Below are 24686 nucleotides of genomic sequence, written 5' to 3' on the forward strand. Positions count from 1 at the left end.
AGAGAAGTTAAGCCCAGTTCCGTTGATGATACTGCAATCACATGCGGGAAAGTAAATAAACCCCAAAAATATTAGAAAAGAGCTACCAGAAATGGTGGCTCTTCTTGTTTTGGAGACTTTAGGACTTGAAGACTAAAGGATTTAAAGACTATAAGACACAAGATAAGAGACACAAGACTAGGTAAGTACATGTAGGGGCATATTGCATATGCCCTTTTGGGAAGAAGAACAAAAAAATAGCAGAGCTACATCTTATTTATGGTGTGGCTCTGCTATTTTCACTTAAGGGCTGACTTAAGTAAGCCCCTAAATGAAAAAGACTTAAAAACTATAAGATGATAATCATCCTAAAGTCTTTAAGTCCTATATCTTTTAGTCATACAATCCTAAATCCTTAAGTCTTACAGTCATTTAGTCCTACAGTCCTCAAAAAAACACCTATGAGAATAAATCAATAATATCATCCTGCGATAGTTTTTTCAAGAAACCATCTTCGGTACTAATAATATCTTTCGCAATGTCTCGCTTTTTATCTTGAAGCAATAATATTTTCTCTTCAATGGTATCTTTACAAATCATTCTGTAAGCAAATACACTCTTCTTCTGTCCGATTCTGTGCGTTCTATCGATGGCTTGTTGCTCTACCGCAGGGTTCCACCAAGGATCTACTAGATAAACATAATCTGCTTCTGTAAGGTTAATACCAACCCCCCCCGCTTTCAAACTCATCAAAAATACCCTACAAGTTTCATCATCTTGGAAATGATTTACTCTATCCGCTCTGTCAGTCGTTTTACCATCTAAATATTCGTACTTGATGTTATGCTTTTCAAGATGCTGTTTAATTAAATCCAACATTTTTAAGAATTGGCTAAAAATCAAAATCTTATGATTTCCTGCATTCTCTTCAATCTCACGGATTATTTCCTCTAGCTTGGCTGAATTTGTATCATATTCGGTATCATCGTTTAATAGCGCAGGGCTATCACATATCTGACGAAGTTTCAATAACCCTTCAAGAATCAAGAAAGCAGCTTTTTCCCTGCCATCAACAGACATTTTATCCACCAATTTTTGGCGATAAATCTCACGGAAAGTATCATATACCTTTCGCTGTTTCTTGTCCATTTCACAGTAAATAATACTTTCTGTTTTTTCAGGTAAATCCTTTGCTACTTCCTCCTTTGTTCTTTTGAGCATAAAAGGATACACAATTTTACGTAATTGTGAGGCCTTTTCTTTGTCTTGGTTTTTATCAATAGGGTTTGAAAATTCAGCCTTGAAAAACTCGCCGCTACCTAATAAACCTGGATTGATAAACTCCATTTGAGAATATAAATCAAAAGTATTGTTTTCAACAGGCGTTCCTGTCATCACTAAACGGTTGCGTGACCGAAGTAATTTAACCGCTTTAGAAATCAAGGAGTCTGGATTCTTGATAGCTTGCGATTCGTCAAGAATAATATAATTGAAATCAAACTCACGAAAAAGCTCAATATCCGAGCGTACCATTCCGTAAGTCGTTAAAATAATGTCATATTCTCGCCAGTGATCATTGATTTTTTGTCGAGTACCTCCACGGTGAACAAACAGTTTTAAATCTGGACAGAATTTTAGCGCTTCAGCTTGCCAGTTGAAAATTAATGTTGTTGGCAAGACTACTAAATTTACTCCTTGTGGGTTACGATTTTGTTGTTCTTGAAGAAATGTAAGCATTTGAAGCGTCTTACCAAGTCCCATATCATCGGCAAGGATTCCACCCCAAGAAAATTCATCCAAGAAATTTAACCATTTAAAGCCTTCTACTTGATAGTCACGTAATTGAGCATTGATGTTTTTAGGCAACTCAATCTCTGCCATTTCTTTGAAATTGAGCAGCTTTTGTTTTTTCTCATACAATTCCTGCTCAAACTCAAAGCTATCAATGTCTTTACTCAATTCATCAATCAATGAAAAGTGCATTTTCGAAAGCTGTAGCTGATCACCTTTTACTTTCCCTAGCTTCAATACACTTTCATATCGCTTTAACCATTCTTCTGGTAGCATTCCTAAAGAACCGTCTTTTAATTCAACGTAGTTTTGTTTTTTCAAAACTGCTTTTTGAATTTCCTTGATACCAATTACTTGGTCACCAAACTGTACTTCTATTTTCATATCAAACCAGTCGATACCCGAACCTGCTTTGATATTAAATGCTGCTTTGTGTGGATTATACCTAAATTTCTTTAAATCTTTAAAACCCAAAATCGTAATATCATGGGCTTTCATGGCTTCGAAAAACTTATAAAGCCAGCCGTCTTTCAACACATTATTAAAAGAAAGGAAGAAGAAAGGATATTGACTTTGATTTTCAAAAGAAGGATGCTGTTCTTTTATAAGACCATAATAGTTTTTTTCAGCATCATAGTTTCTATGCAGAATAGTGATTTTTTCGTTCTCAAAATTTATTTTGTTTGTTTTTTGATCATGAGAAAACTCTACCCCGTTTTCATATTCATACATAGGTACAAAGAGCAAATTACCATCGTCTTCTTTGAGGTAGATTTTTATCTGCTGATAATTCACGTATTGATTTTCAATTTCCTGATTGATTTGTAAATCAACGGTGAATTTATCAGCAAGAGGCAACACAAAGTCTTGAAAGAAACCACCAAAATTAGATTTCTTTACTTTCAATACTCCATTTTTAGGAAGATAACTTAATAAGTTGGCGACCTCAGGATTTGCCAATTTATACAAAACATTGCCGATACTACGCACCCAATAACTATTAGGATTGACCAACGATGCAAGCTTCGTTTTTTTCTGATTAATGGTAGTAAAACCTTCTAATACAATAAAATCGTCTTCTTCCGACAAGGTAAAGGCGGGGAATATACGTTCTCTACCAATTTTTATTTCTTCAACATCAACTTGACTGCTCACAAAAGAAGTCTTGCTAGTATGAACTTGTTTGTCTGTTAATAAATTAAAAATTCTATCAAGTTTTTTGTTAATATATTCTTCTACAATCGGTAAATCGTTGGCAGATACTTCATCACGATTCAGGTAATCATAGAAATAAGGCAAACGTAAATCTTTTTTCTTACCAAAAGCTTTTAGTCCATCATCCTTAATACTATTAATTAAGCCTATCACTTGGCTATCAGCATCGGTCAATACTGGAAAACTTTCAAAGTCACTATCTTTCAGCGAACGGATATAGGCCATTTTGCCATTTGCTCCTGCTTTATAGGAATAAGTATCAATCGCTACATCGTTTACAAACTCTATTCCCTTGAAACGAAGGACATATAAAATTTGTCGAAGCTCTCTATCAACGTCATCGTTGTTGATTAAATAAGAATTCTCAGGTGTACGAAAAATACGATTATTGATATTTCTCCAGTTCTGAAATTGACTGATTTTTTGAATACTTTGGTCGATACGAACTAATTGAACAGAACCATCCGCCTTTAGTTTAAAATCAAATTTATCTTGTAAATCATCTTCTAAAGTAAAGCCATATTCTGATAATAGTTTGTTTTTTTCTATGGTATAATCACGCATTCTATCGAATGGATTATTCGGACCATAGGTATCACGAATAGCAATCAAGGCACCAATTTTATGAATACATAATTGGTTTTCGATATCTTGTGCACAAGAACAAGAGGTGGCTACTTCGCTATTGAAACGGAGCTTTTCAAATTTTAGGTGAAAAATCTCTTTTTTATATTCTACATCTACAATGGCGATGCCATCAATTGCTGAAATAATTTGTACATTTTGAACACTAGCCCTATTTTTCCAATCATCTAAACTAGAATGGCTTTTCAATGACCAATCGTCGAAAGTACTGATTCGAATAATATGGTATGAGGTAGGGTATGTTTTCTTTAAAGGAAGTGTTTGTATAACGGTTGGTTTGCGGGTAAGTAAATCTTGTTCTAAAAATAATAAGGCTGCTACTCTGTGTTTACAAATACCACCCCAGTCGTAGTCGCAAGAACAACTTGAGCTTACAATGGCTGTGTTCCAATTGCGAATATGAACGGTATAAAATTTTGAACTAGAATCACTTTTTACTTTAATAGTAGCTTCGCCTTTATCAGTGTAGGATATCTTTTCAAATGTAGTACCCCCTTTTTGATAAATAATCTTACCACGAGAAACACTTTGCGGTAAGGCATTTGATTTGAGGTATTTTCTTAATTTTTCTGCAAGGATTATTGACATTTTTCTGAATGCTTTGTTTGAAATCGGCTAATCCGCAAAGATACAGATAAATGAAGTGGAAAAGTTAATTAAAAGAGAAAAGGTCAATAATTTACTTTTCATATAAATTTATTAATTTAGGATACTATACCTTAAGTCGCTATAGATGAACTACTTCTCCACATTCCCATTTGTTCGCTTTACAATTGCCTTGATTTTTGGCATTGTGATTTACAATTTTTTTACTCCTTTCAATATCAAGCTTATATTTGGGCTTTGGCTCTTGCTGATATTAGTTTATATAGCCTTATATCTTTTCAGGCAACAAATTAAGAACCATCTACTTACAGGCATTTGTGGATTAACCACCTTAGTTTTCACGGGCTACCTGCTTGCTTTTCATTCAACCGAAAATAATTATCCACAGCATTATTCACACTATGTTTCAAGACTTAGTTACTATGAAATAATTGTGGATAACTTGGTCGAAGAGAAAGAAAATTCATGGAAAGCTGTCGCTGAGGTTCGTTCGGTGATTATCGATAAGCGTATATTATCAACTTCTGGAAAAATACTGCTCTATTTTGATAATCAAACTGTGGAAAAACCAAAGTACGGAGACATCTTTTTGATTAAAGGAACACCCCAAGCGATTTCAGCACCTAGAAATCCAGAAGAGTTCGACTATCGTCAATACATGGCTTGGCAAAATATAGGTTTTCAACAATATTGCCGTGCTTCAATGATTGGACAAGTAGGGCACTTGGAACAAAATATCATAAAGGCCTTAGCCATCAAAACCAATGTGTTGGCTGATTCTATTTTAACCACCTTTGTAGAAGGCAAAGAGCAATATGGTGTAGCGAATGCCATGATTTTGGGTCAGCGAGATGATATCGATAGCAATTTAATGCAAGCTTATTCAGCTACGGGTGCAGTACACGTATTATCTGTTTCAGGTTTACATGTGGGTATAATTTGTGGTGTTTTGGTTTCCATACTTAGCTTTTTAAAGAGATGGGGCAAAAATGGAAAACTCCTTATACTAAGTATTACTTTAATCACCCTATGGTTTTATGCTTTCATTACAGGATTGTCGTCGCCAGTACTCCGTTCTACCTTTATGTTTTCGGTGATTTTAGTTGCTAGAACTTTTCAAAGGAAGCATAATGCCTATAATACTGTAGCTTTCTCGGCTTTCTGTTTGTTGTTGATAAATCCTCTTTTTTTATTTAATGTAGGTTTTCAATTATCGTATTTAGCCGTTTTTGGTATGATTTATTTTCAGCCAAAACTTAGTCCTTTTATAGTAATCGATAAAACAGAAAGTTGGCTACATTGGCTTGGTTTTCATCTTTGGCAAATAAGCACCGTAGCTATTGCCGCACAGATTGCTACTTTCCCTATTGCTATTTACTATTTCCACCAATTTCCTAATTATTTTCTGTTGGCTAATCCGTTAGTAATCTTACTTTCTTCATTCGTGCTGATAGCTGGGCTATTCTTTGTGTTTTTAGCAAAATTGCTATTAGTCTTTCACCAACAGGAAATTATCTATGTTTTAGGTCAAGGTTTTAAGTTTTTGATTTTAGCATTAAATAAAACAGTATTATGGTTTGAAGGTCTTCCTTTTGCCATTACTAAGTTTTTGTGGATTTCACAGTGGGAAACGTACTTATTATATGCGCTTATTTTTGCCCTGATAGTTTTGTGGAAAACACAGTTGTTTAAGTGGGTACGCATCAGTAGCCTAATCGTTTGCTTATTAATAGTGTTTATTATCAGTAAAAATATGAGACAACGAAGTCAAGATTTTTTAATAATTCATGCTATTCCAAAACATAGTGCTTTTTCTATCATTAAAGGCAAAAAAGCAATAATATTGGCAGACAAATCACTTTTAGAGAGCAGAAAAGACATTGGCTTCAGGTTGAATAACCTTTGGGCGAAATGTGGATTAGTGGATACAATGAAAATAAACTTAATGGACAATCAGCACTTAAAAGATTTCGACATGATTTCCCAAAGCAAAGATTCAATAACAATAATGGCTTGGCACGACAAGACCTTTTTATGGATAGGGAAAAATTTAAAGAAGAAAGACTTTGATGTTCAAAATCAGTTTTTCGATTATGTGATTCTTGCCAACAAATCTGTAGTTGATTTAAATCAGCTTGTGGGTAAAGTGCAATTCAAGCACTTAGTCATTGATGCTTCTTATACAGATTGGTATGCTGATAAGCTGAGCAATCAGGCAAAACAATTAGGGATAACTTATATTAATTTGCGAAAAAATAATGCTTATCAAGTGGGCATTGGCGATTAATACGATAAAGTATTAAGTAAAGTATTACCACTCATCAAACAAAATTTCCAAAATACACCTTAATCACTTAATTTAGACCCCTTAAAATTCTTAATAATTTAAAGTCATCATGCTAAAAACTCAAACAAAACTTTCTCTGATTGCTTTGTCATGTTTTGCTTTTACAGTAAATGCACAAGACAAAAAAGGAGATACTAAAGCCCCAGCGGCCGCCACGACAGCAACAACTCCTAAACCAGCAGAAGCGCCGAAGACTGGCCCTAAGCCTTATAAGGAGGTAATTACGGATAAAGCAAAAACTTCAAAAGGGCTTTTTACGGTTCACAAAATTGAGGATAAATATTTCTTCGAAATTCCAGACTCATTGATGGGAAAAGAAATCATGAGTATTACGCGTCTTGCTAAAACAGCAACGATTCCAGGTACTTATGGTGGTGAAATGTTAAACCGTCAGGTAATTCGTTTCGAGAAAGCACCAGAAAATAAAATTTTCTTGCGTGCGGTTCAGTACATCAATGTCTCAGCAGATTCTACAGCACCACTTTACAAAGCTGTTAAGAACTCTAACGTAGAGCCTATCGCTCAGGCTTTTGATTTAAAAGCTATCAAAAAAGATTCTGCAAGCAAAACGAGTGCTTCGGTTATTGAAGTAACAGACTTTTTTAAAGGAGATAATCAGATTTTTTCTTTACCTCCTTATGCAAAAACAACGTATAAGTTTACATCAATAGCCCTTGATCGTTCTTATATTCAGTCAATCAAGTCGTATCCAATCAATACGGAAATCAGAACGGTTAAAACATTTAATGCTGTTCCACCAATGCCAGGGGGCGCACCAAGCCCAATTCCTACGGTAAATATTCCTGCTGCAGCAGCCACGGGAGCGGTTACGATAGAATTGAATACGTCGATGATTTTATTGCCAAGTACGCCAATGAAAAAACGTTATTTCGATAACAGAGTTGGATACTTCGCTACCGGATATACTGTGTTTGATGATAATTCACAACGTACAGACGACCAAACTTTTGCAGTTCGTTGGAGATTAGAGCCTAAAAATGCAGAAGATGCTGCTAAGCAAAAAAGAGGAGAGTTGATTGAGCCTAAAAAACCAATTGTATATTACATCGACCCTGCAACACCAGAAAAATGGCGTAAATATTTAAAGCTAGGTGTTGACGATTGGCAAAAAGCTTTTGAAGCGGCTGGTTGGAAAAATGCTATCCGTGGAGAAATCTTGACAGATAAAGATACAACGATTAGCTTAGAAGATGCTCGTTATTCAGCGATTCGCTATTTCGCTTCTGATATCGAGAATGCTTATGGCCCTAACGTAAATGACCCTCGTTCTGGAGAAATCCTAGAAAGCCATATTGGTTGGTACCATAACGTAATGAAGTTATTGAAAAAATGGTATATGACTCAAGGTGCGGCGGTTGACCCACGTGCTAGAAAAAACAAGTTTGATGATGAGCTAATGGGTGATTTGATTCGTTTTGTATCGTCACACGAAGTTGGTCATACGATTGGTTTACGTCATAACTATGGTTCAAGCAGTACTATACCAGTTGAAAAACTTCGTGACCCGAAATGGATTGCAGAACATGGACATACTCCATCAATCATGGACTATGCTCGTTTCAACTATGTAGCACAACCAGAAGATGGTGTGAAAGATTTATATCCACGCATTGGTGAATATGATACTTGGGCTATCAAATGGGCATACCAAACATTAGAGGGTGCAACACCTGAGGAAGACCAAAAGACTCTTAATAAACAATATATTCAAGAGTTTGCTAAAAACCCAAGAATTTGGTTCGGAACAGAAACAAACCCTTATGACCCTCGTACGCAAAGCGAATGTTTGGGGGATGACAATATGTTGGCAAGTGATTATGGTATCAAAAACTTGAAAAGAATTGTACCAAACTTAACAGAATGGACAAAAGAAGAAGCGCAAGATTATGATATGTTGGCGGAGTCTTATAACGAAATTGTTACGCAGTATCGTCGTTATATTGGTCATGTAAGCAAAAACATTGGCGGTGTTTACGAAACTCCTAAAACGATGGATCAACAAGGAGCAGTATATGAACCAACGCCTAAGGCTGTTCAGAAAAGTGCTGTATTATGGTTGAACCGTCAGGTTTTTGATACGCCAGCTTGGTTATTAGATGATAAAATTATTACAAAAATTCGTCCAGACTATGGTGTTGATGCAATCAGCCGTATTCAGGAAGCTACTTTGAATAATTTATTTACTTCAGACCGTCTGCAACGTTTGGTTGAAATGAATGCTAAGAACCCAGCGAGCTATGGCTTAGATGAATTCTTTACAGATGTTCGTTCGTCTATTTGGTCTGAAGCACGTACACACAAAGCAACAGATGTTACACGTAGAAACTTACAAAAAGTGTATGTTGAAAAAATGGTTAGCATCTTAAATGGTACTGCTATAGGTGGACAAGCGGGCTTTAGCTTCAGAGGAACTGTTGTTCCTGCTGCTGTTGATCCTCGTAAAACGGATATTACTTCAGTAACTCGTGGACATTTATTGGCATTGAAAAGTGAGTTGAAAGCAGCGTTGCCTTTAACAACCGACAAAATGACGAAATACCACTATGAAGATGTATTATTCAGAATAGAAAAGGGATTAGATCCGAAATAAGAATAGACCATTTGTCTTGATAATGAAATCCTGCCAGTACTGGCAGGATTTTTTTATTACCTTTAAAAATTAACAATTAAGCATATGGATTTCGGTAAACTTCCTATACAAGAAATAGATAAAGTAAATTTTACCTTTCAGGCAGACAATACTTTCAATGAAAAAGTATTGGGTAATACACCTGTCAAAAAACCTATCGTACACGTTGGTTGTCCAGTTTGGTCAAACAAAGATTGGAATGGAAAAATTTACCCACACTCAGCCAAAACGGCTGACTATTTGTCGCTTTATTCTAGACAATTTAATACGATTGAACTGAACGTTACTCACTATCAAATTCCAAGTGAAGAAACAATTGAGCGATGGAAAGAAGAAACAGCAGACAACTTTACTTTCTGTACAAAGTTTCCTCAAATTATTTCGCACGATAAAATGCTTCAAAAAGCAGAAAGCTTGACAGAGGCTTTTTGTAGGAAAATATTGGATTTGGATGAAAAACTGGGAATGCCATTTTTACAATTAGCGCCTTACTTTACGCCAAAACAATTTTATGCATTAGAAAAGTATCTTAAAGATTTACCTGCTGAATTGAGAATAGCAGTAGAGTTTCGTCATGAGGATTGGTTTAAAAATGAAAAAATCTGGCAAGATGCTTTGTCATTGTTAAATCATTATGGGCATGGCACTGTTATAACGGACGTAGCAGGTAGGAGAGATGTAGTACACCAGAGTTTATCAAACAAAATAGCAACCATCCGTTGGGTTGGTAATGAACATTCTTCCGACCGTCAGCGAGTAGATGAATGGATACAAAAATTAAAAATGTGGTTTCATCAAGGTTTAGAAGAAGCCTATATTTTTGTACATATTTGCGAAAGTACCTTTGCACCAGAATTAGCGCTGTATTGGATTCAGCAATTGAATAAGCATTGCGGTTTAACCCTAAAAGAACCAAAGTTCTTACCGAAGGTGGAACAGATGAGTTTGTTTTAGTTGTGAGCAATGAGCTATCAGCAATGAGCCTTTTTTGTTTTAACTCAACCATTATTTAAAATTAAAAACTCATAGCTGATAGCTCATTGCTCACAGCTAAAGAAAAATTTATCGTATTTCACACTAAATACCAAATGTTTAGGAAGTAAATTTCAAAATAATAACTATTTTTGCATCATGATTTTCAAAGGCACACATCATTACCATCATGTAATTTCCTAAACAGGGAAGGCTGATGAGTATTGTGCCAATAGCAACGACACAAGTATTCGATATAAATAGAAGCCTGATTCCTGAAAAGAGTCAGGCTTTTTTCGTGCTAACCGCTGCGTTTAACGAGATAATAACAGCGATTTACCCTTAATTCTGAAAAATGAAAACAGTAATAATCAAATATAATGCAGGGAATGTTCAGTCGGTAATGTATGCCTTGGATAGAATAGGGGTAAATTATCTCTGGACAGATGATGAGGATGAAATCCGTTCGGCTGATAAAGTTATTTTTCCGGGTGTAGGCGAGGCAAGTACTGCGATGGCTTATCTGCGTGAAAAAGGATTAGATAAGGTCATCCCTTCATTGAAACAACCTGTTTTAGGTACTTGTGTGGGTATGCAATTGATGTGTCGCCATTCTGAAGAAAACGATACTACCTGCATGGGAATTTTTGATATTGATGTAAAACGTTTTGATGCTACATCCTTTAAGGTACCTCATGTTGGTTGGAATAATATTTACAATCTTAAAAGCGAGCTGACCGAAGGCTTAAAGGAAAGTGCTTTTATGTATTTTGTGCATAGCTATTATGCCGAAATCAGTCAATACACTGTGGCAGAATGTGATTATGTTCAGCCTTTTTCAGCAATGCTCCATAAAGATAATTTCTACGCCGCCCAATTTCACACTGAAATCAGTGGGAAGGAAGGGCAGAGGATTATTGAGAATTTTTTGAAGGTTTAGATGGGGAGATGCTAGAAGCAAGACACTAGATATTAGACTTAAAGTATAAGGAGGGGAATAATAGAAAAAATATTAAAGTGAGGGATAAGATTTAAGATAATTAAATTATGAAGACATAATTAGTAAGAGAGTTTAAATTATTATAACATGGTTTTACACAATTTTAAAGAATTAAAAGTTTGGCAAATGTCGATAGATTTTGTAACTAAAATTTATGAATACTCTTCTTCATTTCCACAATATGAAATTTATGGGCTTACTTCACAATTAAGAAGAGCGACTTTATCTATTCCGTCAAACATAGCAGAAGGCTCTGGAAGAAGTAATAAAGAATTTATACGGTTTTTATCAATAAGCATTGCTTCTGCTTTTGAAGTAGAAACACAATTAATAGTTGCTAAAAACCTCAATTTTATATCAGAAGTTGAATTTGAAAAACTAATAAGTCAAATACAAGAAATACAGAAAATGTTACGAGGATTAGGTAGAAGTTTACAAGATAAGATTTAGAAGAGTATAACTCAAAATGGTATCTTTTTTATTATTTTATGATATATCTAACATCTAGTATCTTACGTCTAGTATCTTACGTCTAGTATCTTACGTCTAGTATCTAATGTCTTGTGTCTAATGTCTTGTGTCTAATGTCTTGTGTCTAGTATCTTTAATCTCAAGAAAAACAATGATTCAAATAATACCAGCCATAGATTTAATTGATGGGAAATGTGTTCGTCTTACGCAGGGCGATTATGCTCAGAAGAAAATCTATAATGAAAATCCATTAGAAGTAGCCAAGTCGTTCGAAGATGCTGGTATTCAGCGTTTGCACTTAGTTGATTTAGATGGAGCAAAACAAAAACGCATCGTTAACCACAAAGTGTTAGAACTGTTAGCGACCAAAACCAATTTGCATATTGATTTTGGAGGAGGTGTACAGTCTGACGAAATGATTGAAATTGCCTTTAACTCAGGAGCAAAGCAAGTAACAGGCGGAAGTGTAGCCGTAAAGAAACCTACTTTATTTGAAGGATGGCTACAGAGCTACGGTGGCGAAAAAATTATTTTAGGTGCCGATGCTCGCAATGAAAAAATTGCCATTTCAGGTTGGGAAGAAGCTACTACAACATCTGTATACGACTTTGTGGGAAACTATATAGAAAAAGGAGCAAAATATGCTATCTCGACCGATGTGGCTAAAGACGGACTCTTGGAAGGACCAAGTTTTGAATTATATAAAAATTTGCAAGACCAATTTCCAGACTTACACATTATTGCTAGTGGAGGAGTTTCGGTAATGGATGATATTTTGAAATTAGACGAAATGAATATTTTCGGAGTGATTGTCGGCAAAGCAATTTATGAAGGAAGAATCAGCTTAAAACAGATTGCAACATTGCATCAATAGAGATGTCAGCTTTCAAATTTTTCTTTATTTTTTAAGAAGGAAATATTTTCCACCCGCAGATTTTCACAGAAAAAATACGCTGATGTTGCAGACTATATAAGTCTAAATTACTATTAATATCCTTTAGTCTTAAAGTCCTGTTTTGTCCTAAAATCTAAATAAAAAAGGCTCAAAGCTCATTGCTCAAAGCCGATAGCTATAACAATGCTTACAAAAAGAATAATACCTTGTCTTGATATAAAAGATGGTCGTACGGTAAAAGGTACCAACTTTGTGAACCTGCGTGATGCTGGCGACCCCGTAGAATTAGGAGCAATTTATGCTGAACAAGGAGCAGACGAATTGGTGTTTTTGGATATTACCGCTACCGTGGACAATCGAAAAACATTAATAGATTTAGTAAGGAACGTAGCCAGAAATGTAAATATTCCTTTTACGGTAGGCGGAGGTATTTCATCTATCGAAGACGTATCAGCATTACTTAATGCAGGAGCCGATAAAGTATCTATTAATTCCTCGGCTGTTCGCAGACCAGCACTGATTGATGAGTTAGCGTTGCAGTTTGGCTCGCAATGTATTATCGTAGCAATTGATACGCGCTTTGTTGAAACGGATAAAGGTATTACTGAACATATCGTACATACGCATGGCGGTAGAAAACCAACAGAATATCGTACTTTAAATTGGGCAAAAGAAGTAGAAAATCGTGGAGCAGGAGAAATCTTGTTGACATCAATGGATACGGATGGAACCAAAGCAGGTTTTGCCAATGAATTAACGGCGACTGTCTCAGGTAATTCTTCTATTCCTATTATTGCCTCTGGCGGGGCGGGTATTATGGAACATTTTAATGAAGTGTTTACTATCGGTAAAGCTGATGCTGGATTAGCCGCTAGTATTTTCCATTTCAAAGAAATTGATATTATTGCATTAAAAGAATACTTGAGAGATAAAGGTATTTCGATGAGATTATAATGAATGATATTCATTATTTACTAAAGTTCAAGAGAGAGTAACTGGAGTTGTTTTAATTCTTTTAGGAATTAAGATTGCTATTATTTCAAGAAAATAACCATAAAGAACCAAATTGGTTTGAAAAAAATGAAAGTAGACTTTGAAAAACAGGGTGGACTAATCCCTGCTGTCATACAAGATGCAAAGACAGAAAAAGTATTAATGCTTGGTTATATGAATCAAGAGGCTCTGGAAAAAACAGCGCGTGAAGGAGTAGTAACTTTTTTTAGTCGTTCTAAGCAACGTTTATGGACTAAGGGTGAAACGTCTGATAATTTTTTACATGTTGTAGAAATTCTGAAAGATTGTGACGAAGATACTTTATTAATTAAGGTAAATCCTGCAGGACCTACATGCCATACAGGAGCCGACACTTGTTGGGGTGAAAAAAATGAACCTGGACAAGCAGGATGGTTGAATCACCTAAAGGCTGTAATTCGTGACCGCAAAAATAACCCTTCAGATAAGTCCTATACTGCAAGTTTATTCGAAAAAGGAACAAATAAGATTGCTCAGAAAGTAGGAGAGGAAGCAGTAGAATTAGTGATTGAAGCGATGGATAACAACGATGAGCTGTTCAAAGGGGAGGCTGCGGACTTATTATTTCATTATTTAGTCCTATTAGAGCAAAGAGGACTTGACTTTGATGAAATTATTGATGTACTTCGTTCGAGACATTCAAGATAAATGAATTTTTTAAAAACAAATTAAATTGTAAAATGATAAACTTCATTATCAAGTATTTAGTCCTTGCCATTGTCATAATGTTTAGTACTAGATATATAAATGGAATTTTTATTGATGGTTTTCAGACTTCCTTTATAGTTGTATTGGCAATGGGTTTTGCCAACACCTTTGTGAAGCCTATTTTAAAACTTATAAGTTTCCCAATTACTATTCTTTCGTTGGGTTTGTTCTTGTTAGTCATCAATGTAATAGTAGTATATATAGTAGATTATTTTATTGATGGCTTTACAGTAAGAGGTTTTATTCCTCCTCTGATTTTTAGTTTTGTGTTATCAATTACCTCTACAATTTTAGGGTGGTTTTTTGATAAAGATTAATATTATATAAGTATTTTATATTACCCGAATTATGCTATAACCATTTGTTTTCCAATTATATATAAAATTTCATAGAAAAATTTATATATAATTGGAAATATCAAAAAAACATTTAAATTTGTACTCTCAAATCTTATCATAAGTTAATAAAACAGTTGAACGAGAGACTTTAATTTGCCTGCCTTAAATATTAAGTATTATTGGATTGTTTGTTCAAAAAAGTACCCTGAGAATTAATAGAGATTAGCCTGTTTTTAAAATTATAAAATTCCTAAGTAGACAATTATGAAAACTTTTACACTATTGGGATTAGTCCTTTTATTAGGGATTAATAGTGCCCGAGCACAAAAAAGTACCATCTCGTCAGCTTCTTTTTCAGAAAAAGATAGAAATCTTATTGCCAGTGTTTTAGAAACACATGTAAGTCTTGCCAACAAAAAAGACAGAGATAATAGGTCTTATTTTGAGAATATGACCCTTGATTTAGACTCAACTTATTATGAAGTTGAAACGCTTGCAAAATTCTCTGAAAGTAATGATGAATTAAATAAATTTGTTTATCAAAACTTAGTACGTCCAACGGATGCTAAAGGAGAAACTGTTTTAGTAAGATTTAAAGTGGAACGTTTTGGTGAAATCAGTAAGATTCACGTGTTGGATACAGGTATTTCTCCAACATTAAGTGCTGAGGTAATAAAACTAATGAAGAAAATGCACAATTGGATTCCTGCTCAGATACGAGGAATATCGGTTGCTTCATTTTATGTTTTGCCGATAAAGTTTTAATTATTCCTCAGGCATTCCTCGTTGAAAATTTACTTCTGTAGCCATGCCCATAGCACTGAACCTCACGGCCATCATTTGTGCAGTAGATTTCTTTTTGACGTCATCACAGTGGTTGCCAGGTTCTAAGAAATAAATATAGTATTCTTGGCTACGGTCTGCTAATTGTTGAATATCGGGCTTGCCTAAGTAATCATCAATATCATTAGAGCTTACTCCTTTTATTTCGTCTTTTAAAGATTTTAGTTTTTCAACCATTTTCAATCTGTCGCCTTTACAACCACCACGATCAGCGCGCCATTTTTCAAGATCCAGACCATCTAGTTTAGGCTGTTTGGTACAGGCAATGCAATTAATAAATAGTAATATTATATAAATTGAATGTTTCATGTTTTTGGAAAATCAGTTTAACTTAAAAATTTAACACAATCTAATCACCAGCCCAATTATAAAAAAGTGCAATGCCCATTAATTAATTATCGGAACTTTATAGCCGAGTAGGTTTTTAAAGTTTCGATAATTTCTCACCAGCCTTCTCTAGTGTTTCATCATCTTTCGCAAAACAGAATCGTAATATTTTAAAATCATTTTTCTGATTATAAAATACAGAAACTGGAATGCTAGCAACACCAATTTCTTTGGTAAGCCTAATCGCTAATTCATAATCGTTTTCATCCGTAATTCTTTCATAATTTACACATTGAAAGAAACTGCCATTCGCAGGTGTAAAGGTAAAGCGAGAATCTTTAATACAAGTCAAAAACTTATCACGCTTTTCTTGGTAGAATGACGGAATCGAAAGATAGTTTTGGGGTTCTTGTAAAAAATCAGCCAAAGCGTATTGAATAGGCGTTACCGTAGAGAACGTTAGCCATTGATGTACTTTCCTAAATTCTTCACTCAATGGTTTAGGAGCCAAACAATATCCCACTTTCCAGCCCGTCACATGAAATGTTTTCCCGAACGAACCACAAATAAAACTTCTTTCTTTTAAGATAGGATGGCGAAGCAAAGACCAATGAGCAAGTCCATCGAAAATAATATGTTCGTATACTTCATCGCCAATCAGGAAAATATTGGTGTCTTTAACGATTTCAGCCAAACTGTTTAAATCTTCTTGAGAAAGAACTGTCCCTGTAGGATTATGAGGCGTATTCAGAATAATTAATTTTGTTCGTTCATTAATCTTTCCTTTTACAATATTCCAATCAATCTTGTAGCCATTTTCAGGAGTTAAGGTCACATACACAGGAACGCCACCATTTAAAGTAATGGCAGGGGCGTAGGAGTCATAACAAGGCTCAAGCAGGATAACTTCATCGCCTTGATGAACTACCGCCGTAATGGCAGCATACAGCGCTTCTGTAGCACCACAAACTACGGTTACTTCACTGTCTGTATGGTAGTGAACCTGATATAAATCGCTTACTTTCTGGGCAATTACTTCACGAAGTGCTTGAATACCCGCCATTGGCGCATATTGATTCATCCCTTTTTTAAGGTAATGATTCACTAGTTCTGTTAACTTAGGAGAGCAATCAAAATTAGGAAAGCCTTGTGATAAGTTCAACGCTCCGTATTCGGAAGCTAATTTGGACATTACAGTGAAAATAGTAGTACCTGTATTGGGTTGTTTAGAAATCAAATTCATTTTTAAATGCTTTCGGTATTCGGCTTTCAGATTTTATCTTATTTGTTTTGATATACAAAAGAGAATGGCAATAATCACTAACTCACAATTCACTCACTCATTCACCATTCCCTAAAACCACTCTAAGCACCCATTTTCAACTAAGCCTTTAATATTGAGGGAATCATCAAAGATAATCATGTTGGCTTGATACCCATTTTTGATTTGTCCCAAAGAATGGTCTAGTTCTAAGACTTCGGCTGGATAAGTAGAAGCCATGCGGAGGGCTTCTTGTAATGGAATATTTACTTTTTCAACACAATTGATAACAGCTTGAATCATCGTTAAGGCTGAGCCTGAGAGCGTTCCTTTTGTATCGGTATAATGTGTACCAGCGTGAATAAATTTATAATCGCCCGAAACATCATTCGTTACAGCATCGGTAATGATGAATAACCTTTTGCCCATTATTTTTTTAGAGATTTTCACACTGGCAAAATCAACATGAATGCCATCAGGAATAATACTTGCCCAAGCTTCAGAATCATAAGTGGCACCCACCAAGCCAGGTTCACGTCCTTGAAAAGCTGACATCGCATTAAATAAATGAGTTACTCTATTAATTCCCTTGTTGAAAGCATATTTAGCTTGCTGATAAGTAGCCGAACTATGACCAGCCGCAATTTTAATATCGCTTTGTAAGAGTAAGTCTAATTGTGTGTCTGTAAATTCTTCTGGTGCGATGGTCATGTAGGTAGGCAGACCCACACAAGCTTCAATAATAGTTGTTAGTTCTTCGTCGGTGGGCTTTCTGATAAATTCAGCTACATGCGCACCCCTTTTAGGAAAGCTAAAAAACGGGCCTTCTAAATGTAGTCCTACTAATCCTTGTCCACCATTTTTGATATAACTTTTAGCTACTTCTATCGATTCAAGAATTTTATCAAGAGGGGTTGAGGAAAGCGTTATCTGAAAGTTCGTAGTACCAGCTTTACGAATTTCTAGATAAGTATTATGAATGGTCTCTTCCGTTGTTTTTGAATTATACAAGCTTCCACCACCGCCATAAATTTGAATATCTATTAAAGCAGGAGCAATATTGAAGCCTTTTAAATCAACAAGTTGAATTTCAGGAAAAAGATTGTCTAAGTCTTCAATGTCTTCTTCATCCAATATTCTTGCAATTTTATTAGCCTCTATCACTAATATTTTATTGTTAAGGATTTCTTCAGAAGTAAATATCTGGCAATTTTTTAAAGCGTACATAATGGGTAAATTGAAATATGCTAAATTAAATACTAACGATTTCTAAGGTGATTTTCCAAACGCCCTTTGCTTCTTGACGCCACATTCTTAGGTAACTTCCTGAGGTGCCTTTTCCCGATACTGTTCCATACACACAGACTAAATCGCCCGATGCTGAGGCAATCGCTTTTAAGCCAGTATAGATAAGTTTTTTATCATAGCTTTTTTTCAGAAAGGCACTAGCAACATCTTTTCCTATAATTGGCAATTGGTTATTTCTATAAACCCTAACATTTTGAGATAAATGAGGCTCAAATGGATTGAGTGCTGTCTTCGCATTTTTCCAAAAGAAATGATCCTGCATAAAAACAAAACGTTCGGCTAAGGTAGCAGGATTTTTTAAATCGGCGGGTTTAAAAACAGGATAATTCTTGATGATTTGTGTGCTTTTACTCGCATTATCTGCATGGCTTACGCCAATGTCAGCGGCAACTTTCCAAGTATTATCACTTTGCTTTTTCCATAAAGTAACGAAGGTACCAAAACCAAAAGATTTTCCGTCTGTTGTTTTATCATGAATTTGCCAATTCCCTGCCGTATAACCCAAATCGGCAGCGCCTGCAATTTCTGCAAAATTAGGTTGCCAAGTCAACACTTGCTGAAAATCCAGATTTTGCCATTTTTCCAGTCCATTTATAGGCATACCTTTCTCAAAAACTATGGCATCTTTCCCTAAAAAGGCTAAAAAAGCATTTTTTGTGCCTTTATCGATAGATGTTTGAGCAAAGGCTTTTTCGCTTTCTACCATTTTCTGTAGTGCCTCCTCTTGCTTCGCATCTTGCGAGAAGGTGGCTAAGGGAAAACCCAAAGCCACTGATAAGAACAATCGTTTAAAGTACATATCTTATAATTTAGGATGTTTCAGATGGAAATCTGTGGCATCTTGATAAATTTTTGCTACTTGTAATAATTTGCCTTCGCCAAATAATTTACCCATAAATGTAATGCTTGTAGGGCGACCTTCCGCACGAAAACCATTAGGTAATACTACACATGGGTGACCTGTAAGGTTAGTCATCGTTAAATTTCTACTAGCGAAAGCTGGTGATAAGTAAACGTCAATTCCTTTAAGCCTATTGTTGAATTCTTGAATCAATAAAGTTCTGTGGCGATTAGCCTGTAAATATTCAACCGCAGGGACGAGTCGGGCTGCTCTAAACGCCGTTGGCCAAGCATTTTTAACTTGACGAACCATTAAATCATCTTTACCAGAACGTGTCAGCTCATCGAAAGCTGCTGCGGCTTCCACAGTCAACAAAAAACTAATGTCGCTGGATGGTAAGTTTGGTAATTCTAAAGGAATTAATTCTGCTCCCAATTTTTTCATCACGACCAAGGTAAGTGAATCTTGCGTCTTATTAGGATATTTTCCTTCAAAATCTTTTTTCAAGTAGGCTATTTTAATGCCTTTCAAGTCCTTTTTGTTACCATCAAACTGAAACGGAGCATCTATCACACTTTGGTCTTGGTCGTCTTTTCCGAGAATAGCATTAAATACGATGGCGCAGTCTTCAACAGTTCTACAGATAGGGCCTAATTTATCCATACTCCAACTTAAAGCCATCGCACCCGTGCGAGGTACGCGTCCGAAAGTAGGACGTAAACCAGTATCACCACATTCGGAAGAAGGAGACACAATAGACCCTAACGTTTCTGAGCCAATGGCAAAGGGCAATAACCCTACAGATACTGATGAAGCAGAACCAGCCGAAGAACCAGAAGAACCACGCTTTAAGTCCCAAGGGTTTTTGGTAGTTCCTCCAAACCAAACATCACCCATGGCTAATTCTCCTAATGTTAGTTTGGCACATAAAACAGCTCCGGCTTTTTCTAAACGTTGAATCACGGTGGCGTCGTAATCCAATACTTGGTCTTTGTAGGGTACAGAACCCCATGTGGTTTTATAACCCTTTTTTGCTAATAAATCTTTTGCTCCATACGGAATGCCGTGTAATAAACCTTTGTATTTTCCAGCAGCTATTTCCGCATCCGCTTGTGAAGCCTGTTTTAAGGCCAAGTCTTCAGTAAGGGTAACTACACAGGCTAACTGAAGGTCATATTTTTTCAGACGTTCTAAAAAGAATTTGGTCAGCTCTAATGAAGTAATTTGTTTACTTTGAATCAAAGCAGCCAATTTCCTTACCGAATAAAAAGCCAACTCATTTTTATCTTTGGGCAAAGAGATTTTTGCAATACTAGATGCTTTGAAATAGGAAGCACCTTTTTCAAACTCGAATCCTTGGGGTAATGGATTAAAAATAAGGGCAGGAACAACCTCATTTTTTAACTCCACTTTTCTGTTTTCTTCAAAATTTTTGCGTGTGGTAGTAAGTTTAGCAAGCATTGAATCGGCTTCGGACTGAGTAAACTCTAAACCAATAATTTTTTCGGCTTTTTTTACGATGTCAATCGTGATGGCTTCATTTTCAAGAGATTTAGTCATAAATGCACCTAAAGCCATACTCCCGAGGCAAAGGGCTGAAATAAATAAAGTTTTTTTCATGAAATATTATTTTGTGGGATGAAGTGAGGAAAACGGGTAAGCTAAAGTTCTTAATGATGTTTTTATAAAATTACACTATAAACGAAATCTTTGTTTATTATCTTTGGGAAAAATTGGCAATTCAAAATCCTAAAATTTATGTATGAAATTTTTCAGTTAATCCATAAGACACTTTTCTTTGTCGTAATCATTCTTGGGCTAGTCGTTTTAGTACGTGCAGCGATGGGACTCACTTCAAAAAGTGAATTCACGGACACAGACCGTAAGTTTGGTCTTTTCTTCCTTATCTCGAACCATACTCAACTATTAATCGGTTTAGTATTGTATTTGTTCTTGAGTCCGTTTGGTATCAAAGCATTTACAGACTTTGGTTCAGAAGTAATGAAAATTGCTGAATACCGTAAAATTGCTGTTGAACATATCCTGACAAACATCATTGCGATTGCTTTGATTACAGTAGGGTACTCTAAGAATAAACGTGCTACTGATTCAATCGTTCGTCATAAAAATGCATTGATTTTCTTTGGCTTAGGCTTAATTTTATTGTTGAGTCGTATTCCATGGGATAAGTTGTAGTATTGGCTGTCAGCTTTCGGCTTTCAAATAATCAATTGCTGAAATCCGAAATCCGATAGCTGATACCCGCAATCAATAAATTCTTATATTTCTAATAGATTTTTTGTTAAAAACGCAGACTTATCAGAAAGTCTGCGTTTTTTTGTGAAAAATCTGAATACTATTTCATTAGATAAAAAAATAAAACTAATTGTGCAAAAAAATAACAAAATAGTTATATTGTGTGATAGTTTTAGCTTTGAACCAAATTATCCTGATTTTCAAAGCCGTTTTGTTATCTATTGACTAAATTTATAAGTGATGAAGAAATGTATTTTTTTAGACCGTGATGGCGTATTAAACATAGACCGTGTAGATTATGTGTACCGACTTGAGGATTTGATTATTCCAGATGGCGCCATTGAAGCATTGAAAAGATTTAAAGAAGCAGGCTACTTATTAATTGTGATTACCAATCAATCAGGAATTGCCAAAGGAATTTATACGCGCGAGGATGTATGGAAATGTCATAACTATTTTCAAGAGCAATGTGGGAATTTATTAGATGATATTTACTTTAGTCCACATCATGAAAAATTTAACTCGGCATCATTGACGCGTAAGCCAGATTCATTAATGATAGAAAAAGCGATTGCTAAATATAAAATAGATAGGGATTCCTCTTGGATGATTGGCGATGCTCATCGTGATATTAAAGCAGGAAAAAAAGCAGGCGTAAAAACGATACATTTAACGGAAAAACCAGAAGAGTCATTTTCAGAGCTGACAACGAGTAATTTGTTAACGGCAAGTGAATTGGTTTTACAATAAAAGCAAAGAGATAGCCAATGGCTATCTCTTTGCTTTATCAATCATCTTATCTTTTTTTCTTTCTATCTCTGCTCTCTCCTCCGCTACCTTTTGTGCGTCTATCGCCTCTTGGTACCGATTTAGCATTTTTAGATTTATGTCTTGAGTCTCCACGGTGCGACGGCTTTGTTTTTCTTTTACCATCACCGTCATTGCCTACTAAAGTTAAGTCCATGCTTCTTCGACCTAAATTACATTCTTTTACTTTTACTTGTAATTTGTCTCCAAAAGTAAATACTCGTCCATTTCTTTGTCCAACAATTCTGTAGTTATCACGGTCGAAATCATAGAAATCATCTTTCAAATCATTCATTCTGATTAAGCCTTCCGAAGCAGTTTCGGTAATTTCTACAAAAATTCCGAATTCAGTAACGCCCGAAATAATACCGTCCCATACTTTGCCTTCTTCCATCAAGCTCATAAATTCTACTTGCTTGTATTTAATAGAGGCACGTTCAGCTTCAGCCGCCATTTTCTCCATCTCAGAACTATGCTTACAGCGAGCTTCCCAAGGAGCACGTTCTAAAGGCTGTCCGCCATCTAAATAATGTTGGAGCATTCGGTGCGCCATCATATCTGGATAACGACGAATAGGGCTGGTAAAATGCGAGTAAAAAGGAAATGCCAAACCAAAGTGACCGATTGGGTCGGTGCTGTATTTTGCTTTAGACATTGTTCGTACCGCCAAATTCTCCAGAATATTCTGTTCTGGTTTTCCTTCTACATCATGCATCAAAGCATTAAACGAAGTACTTATCTGAGACACTTCCGTTTGTACGTTGTATCCAAAACGTTTGGCAAATGTCGAGAAGTTTTTCAGTTTTTCTGGGTCTGGGGCGTCGTGCGTACGATACACCATCGTATTTCTAGGTTCTGTTTTACGCAAATTGAATACATATTCCGCTACTTTCTTATTGACAAGTAGCATAAATTCTTCAATAAGCTTATGAGAATCCTTTCTGATTTTCTGATAAATTCCTAGCGGTTTCCCGTTTTCGTCCAAATTGAATTTTACTTCAACAGTTTCAAAATTTACGGCTCCCTTGGCAAAACGTTCGTCACGAAGTTTATGTGCTAATTGATTCAGCGTTAAAAGCTCTTTTGGGAAAGTAGGAAGTGAGGCAACGTCGGCAGTTTTCGTTTTACGTCCTTTTTTCTTAGGTTCTTCTTCGGATGTTTCAATAGGTTTTGCATCCTCTATAGCAATAGTTCCGCCTTCTACTTTATCTAAAACCTCTTGAGCTTCTTCGTAAGAGAACCTTCTGTCAGAATGGATAACTGTTCTACCAAACCATTCGCCAACTACTTTGGCATCAGGAGTGATTTCAAAAACAGCCGAGAACGTCAATTTATCTTCATTAGGGCGAAGAGAACATAACCCATTAGATAACTTCTCAGGCAACATCGGTACTACTCTATCTACCAAATATACCGAAGTAGCTCTTTTAAAAGCCTCCGCTTCAAGATTAGATTCTGGCAATACATAATGAGTAACATCTGCAATATGTACACCTACTTCGTAATTACCATTTTCCAAGAAGGCAAAACTGAGGGCATCATCAAAATCTTTGGCATCTACGGGGTCAATCGTAAAAGTGGTAGTTCCTCTAAAATCACGACGGTTTTTGATTTCTGCGGCTGATATTTTTACAGGAATATTTTCGGCTTCTTCTTCAATATTTTTAGGAAAACTAATTGGTAAGCCAAATTCTGCTAAAATAGCATGCATTTCAGTATTATTCTCACCAGCTTTTCCTAATACCTCTATTACTTGGCCTTCCATTTTGCGCTCTTTTTCAGCCCACGTAGTAATTTTTACAATTACTTTATCGCCGTTCTGAGCATCGCCAACATCATACTTTGAGACAAAAACGTCTTGGAATATTTTCTTAGCATCAGGAGTCACAAAAGCATAGTTTGGTAAAATTTCGATAGTACCTACTAATTCTTTTCTGCCTCTTTCTATAATCTCTACTACTTCGCCTTCTGCACGAGTTGTTCCTTTTTTGTTTTTTGGAAATACTAATACTTTTACGGTATCGCCATCTATGGCTCCGTTTAGTTCACGGGTATTAATCCAAATATCATCTTCTCTATCTTCAACCACTACAAAAGCAAAACGAGCATTTACATGGTCGATTCTACCAACTACAAATTCTGTAACAGTGTCTACTATATAACTTCCGTTTTGTTGACGAATGATTTTTTTATTTTTATGAAGTTCTTCAAGCAATTCTCCATATAAAGTTTTTGTACTACGGTCACGAACGGCAAAGGCTTTATGTACTTGGTTTAACGACCAAGCTGTATCTTCATTTAGGCGAAAGAACTCAAGAATTTCTTCTTTTATCCTATCACGAAAAGTTTGTTCTTTAGATTGTTTTGGTTTAATCATTTAGCAATTAATATGTT

At 35.6% G+C, this 24686-nt stretch carries 19 protein-coding genes; 12 read left to right on the forward strand and 7 right to left on the reverse strand.

What is annotated here, in order from left to right; translation table 11 throughout:
• Window positions 1–438 precede the first annotated feature (438 nt).
• Window positions 439–4218: an SNF2-related protein gene (locus tag AC07N0_RS20675; protein ID WP_492801188.1), complete on the reverse strand. Its 3780-nt coding sequence runs from the start codon at window positions 4216–4218 to the stop codon at window positions 439–441.
• A gap of 145 nt (window positions 4219–4363) precedes the next feature.
• Here AC07N0_RS20675 and AC07N0_RS20680 point away from each other — a divergent pair, with 145 nt between their 5' ends.
• The 10 genes from AC07N0_RS20680 to AC07N0_RS20725 all read left to right on the forward strand — a co-directional run bounded on the left by AC07N0_RS20680 (window position 4364) and on the right by AC07N0_RS20725 (window position 15414).
• Window positions 4364–6523: a ComEC/Rec2 family competence protein gene (locus tag AC07N0_RS20680; protein WP_494590817.1), complete on the forward strand. Its 2160-nt coding sequence runs from the start codon at window positions 4364–4366 to the stop codon at window positions 6521–6523.
• Between the two features lie 109 nt (window positions 6524–6632).
• A complete protein-coding gene (locus tag AC07N0_RS20685) occupies window positions 6633–9194 on the forward strand; it encodes a zinc-dependent metalloprotease (protein ID WP_494590818.1) in 2562 nt (853 codons plus the stop codon).
• Window positions 9195–9278: 84 nt separating this feature from the next.
• Entirely contained in the window at window positions 9279–10187 is a 909-nt protein-coding gene (locus tag AC07N0_RS20690) for a DUF72 domain-containing protein (RefSeq protein WP_494590819.1), read from the forward strand.
• 373 nt (window positions 10188–10560) lie between these two features.
• Window positions 10561–11145, forward strand: coding sequence for an imidazole glycerol phosphate synthase subunit HisH (gene hisH, locus AC07N0_RS20695; RefSeq protein WP_494590820.1), 585 nt, complete (start codon window positions 10561–10563; stop codon window positions 11143–11145).
• Window positions 11146–11292: 147 nt separating this feature from the next.
• Window positions 11293–11655 carry a four helix bundle protein gene (locus AC07N0_RS20700; protein ID WP_494590821.1) on the forward strand — a complete coding sequence of 121 codons (363 nt, stop codon included), beginning with the start codon at window positions 11293–11295 and terminating at the stop codon, window positions 11653–11655.
• Between the two features lie 172 nt (window positions 11656–11827).
• Entirely contained in the window at window positions 11828–12550 is a 723-nt protein-coding gene (gene hisA / locus AC07N0_RS20705) for a 1-(5-phosphoribosyl)-5-[(5-phosphoribosylamino)methylideneamino]imidazole-4-carboxamide isomerase (protein WP_494590822.1), read from the forward strand.
• Window positions 12551–12754: 204 nt separating this feature from the next.
• Entirely contained in the window at window positions 12755–13525 is a 771-nt protein-coding gene (hisF, locus tag AC07N0_RS20710) for an imidazole glycerol phosphate synthase subunit HisF (protein WP_494590823.1), read from the forward strand.
• A gap of 126 nt (window positions 13526–13651) precedes the next feature.
• Window positions 13652–14251, forward strand: coding sequence for a bifunctional phosphoribosyl-AMP cyclohydrolase/phosphoribosyl-ATP diphosphatase HisIE (gene hisIE / locus AC07N0_RS20715; RefSeq protein WP_492801196.1), 600 nt, complete (start codon window positions 13652–13654; stop codon window positions 14249–14251).
• 32 nt (window positions 14252–14283) lie between these two features.
• Window positions 14284–14628 (forward strand): phage holin family protein, encoded by a 345-nt coding sequence (locus tag AC07N0_RS20720; RefSeq protein ID WP_492801197.1) that lies wholly within the window; start codon window positions 14284–14286, stop codon window positions 14626–14628.
• A gap of 285 nt (window positions 14629–14913) precedes the next feature.
• Window positions 14914–15414, forward strand: a complete 501-nt coding sequence (locus tag AC07N0_RS20725; RefSeq protein ID WP_494590825.1) for an energy transducer TonB — start codon at window positions 14914–14916, stop codon at window positions 15412–15414.
• Here the strand turns inward: AC07N0_RS20725 and AC07N0_RS20730 are convergent, their stop codons facing one another.
• The 5 genes from AC07N0_RS20730 to AC07N0_RS20750 form a co-directional block, all read right to left on the reverse strand.
• Window positions 15415–15801, reverse strand: a complete 387-nt coding sequence (locus tag AC07N0_RS20730) for a hypothetical protein (RefSeq protein WP_494590826.1) — start codon at window positions 15799–15801, stop codon at window positions 15415–15417.
• 115 nt (window positions 15802–15916) lie between these two features.
• Window positions 15917–17062, reverse strand: coding sequence for a methionine aminotransferase (locus AC07N0_RS20735; RefSeq protein WP_494590827.1), 1146 nt, complete (start codon window positions 17060–17062; stop codon window positions 15917–15919).
• A gap of 111 nt (window positions 17063–17173) precedes the next feature.
• Window positions 17174–18307, reverse strand: coding sequence for an N-acetylglucosamine-6-phosphate deacetylase (gene nagA, locus AC07N0_RS20740; RefSeq protein WP_494590829.1), 1134 nt, complete (start codon window positions 18305–18307; stop codon window positions 17174–17176).
• A gap of 25 nt (window positions 18308–18332) precedes the next feature.
• A complete protein-coding gene (locus tag AC07N0_RS20745) occupies window positions 18333–19187 on the reverse strand; it encodes a YybH family protein (RefSeq protein ID WP_494590830.1) in 855 nt (284 codons plus the stop codon).
• 3 nt (window positions 19188–19190) lie between these two features.
• On the reverse strand, window positions 19191–20849 hold the full coding sequence (locus tag AC07N0_RS20750; RefSeq protein ID WP_494590831.1) for an amidase: 1659 nt from the start codon (window positions 20847–20849) through the stop codon (window positions 19191–19193).
• A 138-nt stretch (window positions 20850–20987) separates the two neighbouring features.
• Between AC07N0_RS20750 and AC07N0_RS20755 the strand changes: the two genes are divergently transcribed.
• Together AC07N0_RS20755 and AC07N0_RS20760 are read left to right on the forward strand one after the other, a co-directional pair.
• Window positions 20988–21425 (forward strand): hypothetical protein, encoded by a 438-nt coding sequence (locus tag AC07N0_RS20755; RefSeq protein ID WP_492801204.1) that lies wholly within the window; start codon window positions 20988–20990, stop codon window positions 21423–21425.
• Between the two features lie 300 nt (window positions 21426–21725).
• Entirely contained in the window at window positions 21726–22235 is a 510-nt protein-coding gene (locus tag AC07N0_RS20760) for a D-glycero-alpha-D-manno-heptose-1,7-bisphosphate 7-phosphatase (protein ID WP_492801205.1), read from the forward strand.
• A 46-nt stretch (window positions 22236–22281) separates the two neighbouring features.
• Here AC07N0_RS20760 and AC07N0_RS20765 read toward each other — a convergent pair whose 3' ends face one another.
• Window positions 22282–24669 carry a ribonuclease R family protein gene (locus AC07N0_RS20765; protein ID WP_494590832.1) on the reverse strand — a complete coding sequence of 796 codons (2388 nt, stop codon included), beginning with the start codon at window positions 24667–24669 and terminating at the stop codon, window positions 22282–22284.
• Between the last annotated feature and the right edge of the window lie 17 nt (window positions 24670–24686).

The sequence above is a fragment of the Arcicella sp. GW821-FHT09D11 genome (genome assembly GCF_059416265.1).